The 6,966-nt window shown below is 55.9% G+C and carries 5 protein-coding genes and 1 pseudogene; 3 read left to right on the top strand and 3 right to left on the bottom strand.

Going from position 1 to position 6,966, the window contains the following annotated elements:
- Window positions 1-527 precede the first annotated feature (527 nt).
- From AWB69_RS44435 to AWB69_RS44425, 3 genes are all read left to right on the top strand, one after another.
- A complete protein-coding gene (locus tag AWB69_RS44435; protein ID WP_062093113.1) occupies window positions 528-1,349 on the top strand; it encodes a hydroxypyruvate isomerase family protein in 822 nt (273 codons plus the stop codon).
- Window positions 1,350-1,467: 118 nt separating this feature from the next.
- Complete coding sequence (locus AWB69_RS44430) at window positions 1,468-2,535, top strand: isocitrate/isopropylmalate dehydrogenase family protein (protein WP_062093112.1); 1,068 nt, start codon at window positions 1,468-1,470, stop codon at window positions 2,533-2,535.
- A gap of 375 nt (window positions 2,536-2,910) precedes the next feature.
- A complete protein-coding gene (locus tag AWB69_RS44425; protein WP_062093111.1) occupies window positions 2,911-4,218 on the top strand; it encodes an MFS transporter in 1,308 nt (435 codons plus the stop codon).
- Window positions 4,219-4,292: 74 nt separating this feature from the next.
- Here AWB69_RS44425 and AWB69_RS44420 read toward each other — a convergent pair whose 3' ends face one another.
- The 3 genes and pseudogenes from AWB69_RS44420 to AWB69_RS51050 all read right to left on the bottom strand — a co-directional run bounded on the left by AWB69_RS44420 (window position 4,293) and on the right by AWB69_RS51050 (window position 6,773).
- Entirely contained in the window at window positions 4,293-5,231 is a 939-nt protein-coding gene (locus AWB69_RS44420) for a GntR family transcriptional regulator (RefSeq protein ID WP_062093110.1), read from the bottom strand.
- A 590-nt stretch (window positions 5,232-5,821) separates the two neighbouring features.
- Window positions 5,822-6,144 (bottom strand): annotated as a pseudogene (locus tag AWB69_RS44410) (IS21 family transposase); the annotation flags it as partial.
- Between the two features lie 200 nt (window positions 6,145-6,344).
- On the bottom strand, window positions 6,345-6,773 hold the full coding sequence (locus AWB69_RS51050; protein ID WP_075644104.1) for an IS5/IS1182 family transposase: 429 nt from the start codon (window positions 6,771-6,773) through the stop codon (window positions 6,345-6,347).
- Between the last annotated feature and the right edge of the window lie 193 nt (window positions 6,774-6,966).

Raw genomic sequence — 6,966 nt, 5'->3', positions numbered from 1 at the left:
TGAGCCTTCGGTTCTTCGGAGCCTCAAGCTTAACCCGCGTCGCTTGAGGTACAGCAGGTCCAATACATTGTGTCTAGCTCAACTTCGATTCCTTGAGCGATCCACCATCTCTTGCATATACGTAGTAGTCCGTATCTCCCTGGTAGATCGACCCAATGTGTTCGGTCGATGCTCAACTGCGCAACTGCATCATCTGGCAAATTCACGGCGCGCAGCCTTGGCGACGGTCGCCCGGAATTCGCTTCTTGTAGAGCTCTGCTTGCTGGCGAACGTCCGCCCATAAGCAACACGATTGCTCCTTCATTTTGTCCTTCAATGCAAAATAGTACCGATACCACCACTTCATAGCTGTGATTTACCGAGAAAGGACCGCTACGCATACAGGGTAACTATCTATTATTGTACTTTCTAATTTCTACGTACAATGTAGGTGTTTGTTCTAGGGGGAAGGCATCGCGCGGCACTGTTGGCGTGGATGTCCGCTCAGGCTTCACCCCTGCTGTTCATGGTGGATATCGGAGAAATCCATGAAGTTAAGTGCGCATTTAGGCTTTCAATTCAACGAGGTACCATTTCTCGCACGATTCGCTGATGCTGCGAAGGCAGGCTACAAAGGGGTTGAGTTTCCATCACCCTATAACCATGACCCGGCAGTATTGAAGGAAGAACTGGATCGTAACGGCCTGCACCTTGTTCAGATCGCTGCGCCGATGGGCAACTCACAGGCCGGCGATAAAGGGATGACCCCATTCCCAGTTCGGGTCGAGGAGTACAAACGGAGTATTCAGACGGCGCTTAACAACGCAGTCTATCTCGGGTGTCCTCGAATCCACGTGATGGCCGGGATCGTCGCCAGGGAGGCGGACGCGAGTTGGGCTGTCTACGTGGCTAACCTTCGCGCGGCCGTCGAGCTCTTCTCCGCTTCGGGAATCACCACGCTGGTCGAAGTCATGAGCCCTCGCGGCATGCCGAACTTCTATCTGTCTTCGTTCGAGCTGGCAGAGCGGCTCTTCAACGAGATAACAGACCCGAATCTGCAGGTGCTCATTGACACCTACCATGTGGCTTCACTAGGCCTCGACGTGGTTGCAACGTTGAAGGAATGGCTGCCGAAAACAGGACATATTCAAATCGCAGATTACCCTGATCGCCATGAACCAGGCACTGGATCGCTCCCCTTCGGCGCTATTTTCAACGCCGTTGCAGCTTTCGGCTATGACCAATGGATCGGCTGCGAATACCATCCGCTCGGCGACACGGTCAGTGGCCTTCGTTACTTGGCACCCTATCTGGCGAATAGCGAAGTCTTGCTCCGCCCAGGGTACTGCCCTCAGCATCGCGACCCCTAGACTCCTCTCGCCTGCAGCCATCAAAGTATGCCGTATAGTATGCAATACAGAATACCCAACCGAGGGGACGTTATTGCATTACCGGTTTTTCTTATTTAACTGACCAAAAGGTGAAATTATGAGATTTGCTGTACTCCCTGGTGATGACATTGGCCCGGAAATCACGGACGCCGCGCTGTCGGTGGTGCGCGCCGTGGACACTAAGTTTGGCCTCAACCTGAAGCTGGACGTCTACGAAGTTGGCATGTCGGTTCATCGAAAGATTGGGACTACCTTACCTCCGGAAGTTGTCGAAGCGGCGCGCAACGCCGACGGCGTCCTCCTAGGCCCGGGCGGCATGACGGCCTACCCGTCGGCGACCGAGGGCGGTATCAATATCCCCGGCACCATCCGTAAGCAGTTGGATTTGTTCGCAAATATCCGCCCCGCGCGGTCCCGTCCTGGCGTTCCCAAGGCACATCCGGGCTTGGACTGCGTGATCGTCCGTGAGAATACCGAAGGATTTTATGCGGACCGGAATATGTTCCAAGGTAATGGCGAGTTCATGCCTACCCCAGACTCGGCCATCGCACTCCGTCTGATAACCGCCAAGGCGTCGCGTCGTATCGCTGAAGTCGCGTTCAAGATTGCCCGGACCCGTCGCAAGCACGTGACCGTCGTGGGCAAGCGTCATGTGTTGCAAGTCACGGATGGCCTCTTCATGAGAGAGGTAGACAAAGTCGCGGCGCAGTATCCGGATGTGAAGCTCCGCGAAATCGACGTTGACGCTATCGCCGCCGAACTCTACACGAAGCCGGCCGCGTTCGACGTCATCCTCACGACCAACATGTTCGGCGACATCTTGTCCAATCTGATCAATGCGCTGGCGGGTGGTCTGGGCATGGCTTCAGCATTGAACGTCGGTGAAACGCACGCCGCTGCGAATGCGGGACATGGTTCGGCGCCTGACATCGCCGGCAAGGGTATCGCCAATCCGATCGGGCTCATTCTGTCAGCCGCCGCTTTGCTGAATCACTTGGGTCTGAAGCCGGGTGCTGAAGCTTTCGCCTCTGCGGGTCAAGCGATCGAGAAGGCCGTCGACACTGCGCTCGCCAATGCCGAGTCTCGCACCGGCGACCTGGAAGGTACTGCGGGAACCCAAGCCGTCGCCGAGGCTATCTGTCGCTACATCCGGGAAGCGAATTAAGGGCGCATGGATCTGCTCGGAGCGTTGCGCGCGGCACACCGGGGGCGACGCTTCGAGCTCACTACCTGCCGGTCTTAAAGAGCCGGTTTTTAACGGAACAAGATAGAGATTCGCAGGACCCTCTTGGAGAAATGCTCCGCTCCGGATGAGCAAGCCGAACGCTGTATGCGTGCTTGAAAAAACCTGAAAGGCAGCCATCGCGACGATCAACGCTAAAGACGCGCAAGAGAAGACCGAATAGCAACTCTGGAGACGCTCCGCGACCGGAGACTTTGACATCACCTCAGCCTGTCGACGTTATACAACGACGAGCACGTCACCACGAGAATAAACACATTGGCAGCGTGCCCCATACACGCTGCTTAGGAGAACAAGATGCTTGCAAATTCAACGGACGAGGCGGCTCAAGCAGCTTCATCCGCCACAGCGGAAGACACTGCAATCCGCAAGGCGGCTTGGCGCCTGGTGCCACTCATGACGCTATGCTTTCTAGTCAATTATATTGACCGCACGAACATCGGCTTTGCCGCCTTGACCATGAACAAGGATTTAGGCTTGACGAGCGAGATGTTCGGCTGGGGGGCGGGAATCCTGTTCGTCGGCTACTGCCTCTTCGAAGTACCTAGCAATGCGATGTTGTATCGGTTTGGGCCACGCATCTGGTTGGCTCGGATCATGATCACGTGGGGCCTCCTCTCCGCAGCGACAGCCTTTGTTGTCGGGCCGAAGAGTTTTTACGCAATTCGCTTCCTGTTGGGGGTTGCCGAGGCGGGGTTCAACCCGGGCGTGATGTTCTTCTTCATGACGTGGTTCCCAAAACGCTTCAGAAGTCGCGCTCTAGCCTACTTCCAGATGGCGATTCCATTGTCCGCTGTAATTTCGGGACCGCTTTCGGTCGTTATCATGCAGGCCGATGGTGCGTTCGGGCTCGCGGGTTGGCAATGGATGTTCATCATCGAGGGACTTCCGGCTGCAATCCTTGGCGTTGTTCTCCTGATGGTGCTTGTGGAAAAACCGTCGAACGCGAAGTGGCTGAATCCTGATGAAAAACAGGCATTGACTGACGCGATCACAAACGAGCCTCGCGGGAAGGTAAATCACAATTTTCGTGCTGTCCTTCGCGATCCGCGCGTTTTCGTGCTGTCAATTCTTCAGTTCGGCTTTACCGTCGGTTCTTATGGAATCGGGATTTTCCTGCCTCAGATTTTGAAAGAACACCAGCTCTCAATCTTGACTATCGGCCTGTTGTCCGCAGTGCCGTATATCTGTGGCTGCGTGGCGACCGTTCTTTGGTCAGGCGCGGTTGACCGACGAGGACGCCGTACTGTAAATCTGGCGATCACATGTGCGTTGGGAGCAGCGGGCCTGCTCGTTTCTGTGTGGATCCCGTCACTCTCGGTGGCTATGATCGGTCTGACGATCGCCGTGATCGGAGTGACTTCCGCTCGCGGAATCTTCTGGTCCATTCCACCCCAGTTCCTCGCCGGTAGCGGTGCCGCAAGCGGCCTGGCATTGATCAGCTCCATCGGCGCGTTCGGTGGCTTCATGGGACCTGTGCTGATGGGATGGCTCAAGACGGCAACTGGATCGTTCTCGACAGGGCTGATGTGTCTGGCTGCTTTGATCGCTTTTTCGGGGGTTCTCGCCATGCTGTTGCCGCTTTGGCTTCGAGGCAAGCACTGATCTTTGCGTGGACGTTTGGAAGAGGTTTAACGCGGCGAATCGTCGTTATCGCGCCCCTCTTGCATCCTGAGAAATTATAAATGCGCTTCGAGGTCGTGAGGATACTGATTCAAATCCTCAATGACCTGCGTTTGTGCTTTCAAGCGACTAACCACGTCAAGATGTTTGCGCATACAGGCAGCCGCCATGTCGCGGCTGCCAGCCTCGACGAGATCCAAAATCTGGAGATGCTCTTCGCACTGTTGGATCAGACGTGCTCGGTCGGTTGCTGCGCGATACTCTAAAAATCGCCGCAACTGATTTTGCCGCTCGATGGACTCTATGAAGAAGCGGTTGCCCGAGCAGCGAACTAACGTTTCATGGAAGTCGGAGCCGTTGGCGAATAGCTGCGACCGTGGCAGAGTGAAGATGTCGCCTTCCAACATCTCATTTTGCACCTTCCGTACTCGTGCGAAGCCCGGCTTGTCGATACGAAACCCGGGCTCCATCAATGCCGAAGGCTCGACCGCCATTCGAAACCGATAGCTCTGCAGGTAGGCTTGCCGGTCATGAAGAAAGGGGTTGATGCGCCATCCCTGACCGGGCTTTCGCGCAATCATTCCTTCATTGGCTAGCCTCCCCAAAACTTTCAACAGTTGCCCGCGTGGGATCTCGAATCGCCTGAGCAGTTCGGCCTCGTAAAACTCCGTCGGAATCACGCCGCTCAAACACTCATCGGAGACCTGCAAATAGAGGTCTTCATGGGGATCAGCGCCGAAGGGAAGTTCCGTGGCGTCGACATGTGGGCCATCAATAGCTAGAAAGAATCCGCGGTTAGGCTCTTTGACAACGACCCCGTGCTGAACGAGCAAAGCGAGTCCCCGACGCACAGGAGATCTCGACAGCCCTAACACGTTGGCAAGGGCCTCCTCGCGGAGATGCTCTCCTGCTTTGAGCGCACGCGACTTCACGATATCGATAATCTTCGCAGCGACCTGCTCAGCGAGCGCGCCGGTAGATTCAATTTTGGTCATTTCTGAAAAATTTCCGCAGCACAAACTATGCCGACGACAGATTGAAGCGCTAGATTAAAACCCACACGCTACCACAGCCTGTGCACGCGAGCCTGCTGTCGAACATCGAGTCGGCCTGGTTTTTGGATGCCAGGCGGCAATTAAAAAGGACGGACCGCGCGGTGAATGTCTTTTGGGGCAAGCACCTCCGCAACCAATCCGCTCTCGACGGTATAAGCAATAAAGTTGCCGCCGCCCCGTGTGTTTTCAGCGTCCCCATGGCGTGCTCGATAACCGTGAATCGGCTCGGCAACATCCTGAGGTCGCCGGATTGTCGCGTATCGACTTCAAGTTGCTGACGCACTCCCGCCGCAATGTCATACCCTTTAGCGAGCATCGTGTCGACGACTGTCCGCAATGTCGACCAGCGCACAATCGTGTGCTTGATTGATTTCGCGGCTCAGAAACAGATCGTAGGCACTCCCCTTCCCCACGACAATCCCGGATGGTCACTTCGAATTCCCCCACTTATGGTCGCGCAAATTCCTCCATCTTTAAGCAGGACAAAAATGATTTTTCAGCTCGCTTTCGTTTTGCACGCAAGGGTTTCATTGCAAGCAAACCTGCTCTTCGATCCATTGCCGATGGGGCTCGCACAATGAACGGGCGAAATCGAAGTTGCAAGCCTTCGTCAACGCGGCCTGAAAAGCCGGTGGTCGCGGGAGTGGAGAGGAGTTTGGTCAGTGTCCTCCGAGCCGACGGTCGCGGGGGCGGGGGAATTTGCGGACTTGGATGCGCGTGCCGCGAAGATCACCATGTAGCGGCGGATCGTCTTGCGGTCGATTCCGGTGATCCGATGAATCTCACGCTGGCTCTTCTTGAGCTCCAGTGGCGTGAACACGGTACTTTGCTGATGCTGCTTCAAGACGTTCAACTCCCACCTCCAAGGCTAACCAAAGAGGTAAAAATAACGTCCTGCTACATGGTGCGATCCGCAGCTATGGCTTGTTTAGCTCGGACCGGAAGGTGGAGGAGTTTGAGGTGACCATACCCAAAGGAGTTTGCGTGATTGCCTGGGATGTTGCACGATTGCGTTTGTATCGTAAGCCTCGTCGGTAGGCAGACTGGCGGGTTTCAGTTCGCCCAGCAAAGGCAGAGTCTCTGGACTGTCCGCCCGTCAGATGAAAACGAGCGAGCATCCCCAAGCCGTCGACCAGAGCGTGAATCTTGGCGCTCACTCCGCTGCGCGAGCGCCCGATCGCCCGATCGCCTTTTCCCCGCACCGGCGGCATGCTGGTGGGCACGCACAAACGTACTGTCAATGAAGACTTCCTCAAGGTCAGCGTCGCCCTCAAACTCGGCGAGTACCGTCTGCCATATTTGCGCCCGAGACCATCTGGCAAAGCGTGGGTACACGCTATTCCACGCTCCGAAATCGGGCGGCAAATCGCGCCATGGGCTGCCGGTGCGCGCGATCCGTAGCACGGCCTCGACAAACGGTCGATTGTCTCGTGCGGTCCGACCCGGGTCGGTACCTTGCCTGGCAGCAACGGGGCGATCCATTCGTATTGGTTATCGCTGAGCATCAGTCTTGGCATCCCGTTCTTCCGCAAAAGACGGGATGTAAATAGCTTTCCTCACAAGTTAACAGCCCCCTCGGCGATGATTGTCAACACGTCCTAGACACAATGTATTGGACCTGCTGTACCTCAAGCGACGCGGGTTAAGCTTGAGGCTCCGAAGAACCGAAGGCTCA

The organism is Caballeronia udeis, assembly GCF_001544555.2.
Classification (GTDB): Bacteria; Pseudomonadota; Gammaproteobacteria; order Burkholderiales; family Burkholderiaceae; genus Caballeronia; species Caballeronia udeis.
This window is presented reverse-complemented; position numbering and strand designations above follow the sequence as displayed.

Coding starts and splice junctions, on each gene's coding strand:
- AWB69_RS44435 (WP_062093113.1), top strand. CDS start 528: ATGAAGTTAAGTGCGCATTTAGGCTTTCAATTCAACGAGGTACCATTT.
- AWB69_RS44430 (WP_062093112.1), top strand. CDS start 1,468: ATGAGATTTGCTGTACTCCCTGGTGATGACATTGGCCCGGAAATCACG.
- AWB69_RS44425 (WP_062093111.1), top strand. CDS start 2,911: ATGCTTGCAAATTCAACGGACGAGGCGGCTCAAGCAGCTTCATCCGCC.
- AWB69_RS44420 (WP_062093110.1), bottom strand. CDS start 5,231: ATGACCAAAATTGAATCTACCGGCGCGCTCGCTGAGCAGGTCGCTGCG.
- AWB69_RS51050 (WP_075644104.1), bottom strand. CDS start 6,773: ATGGATCGCCCCGTTGCTGCCAGGCAAGGTACCGACCCGGGTCGGACC.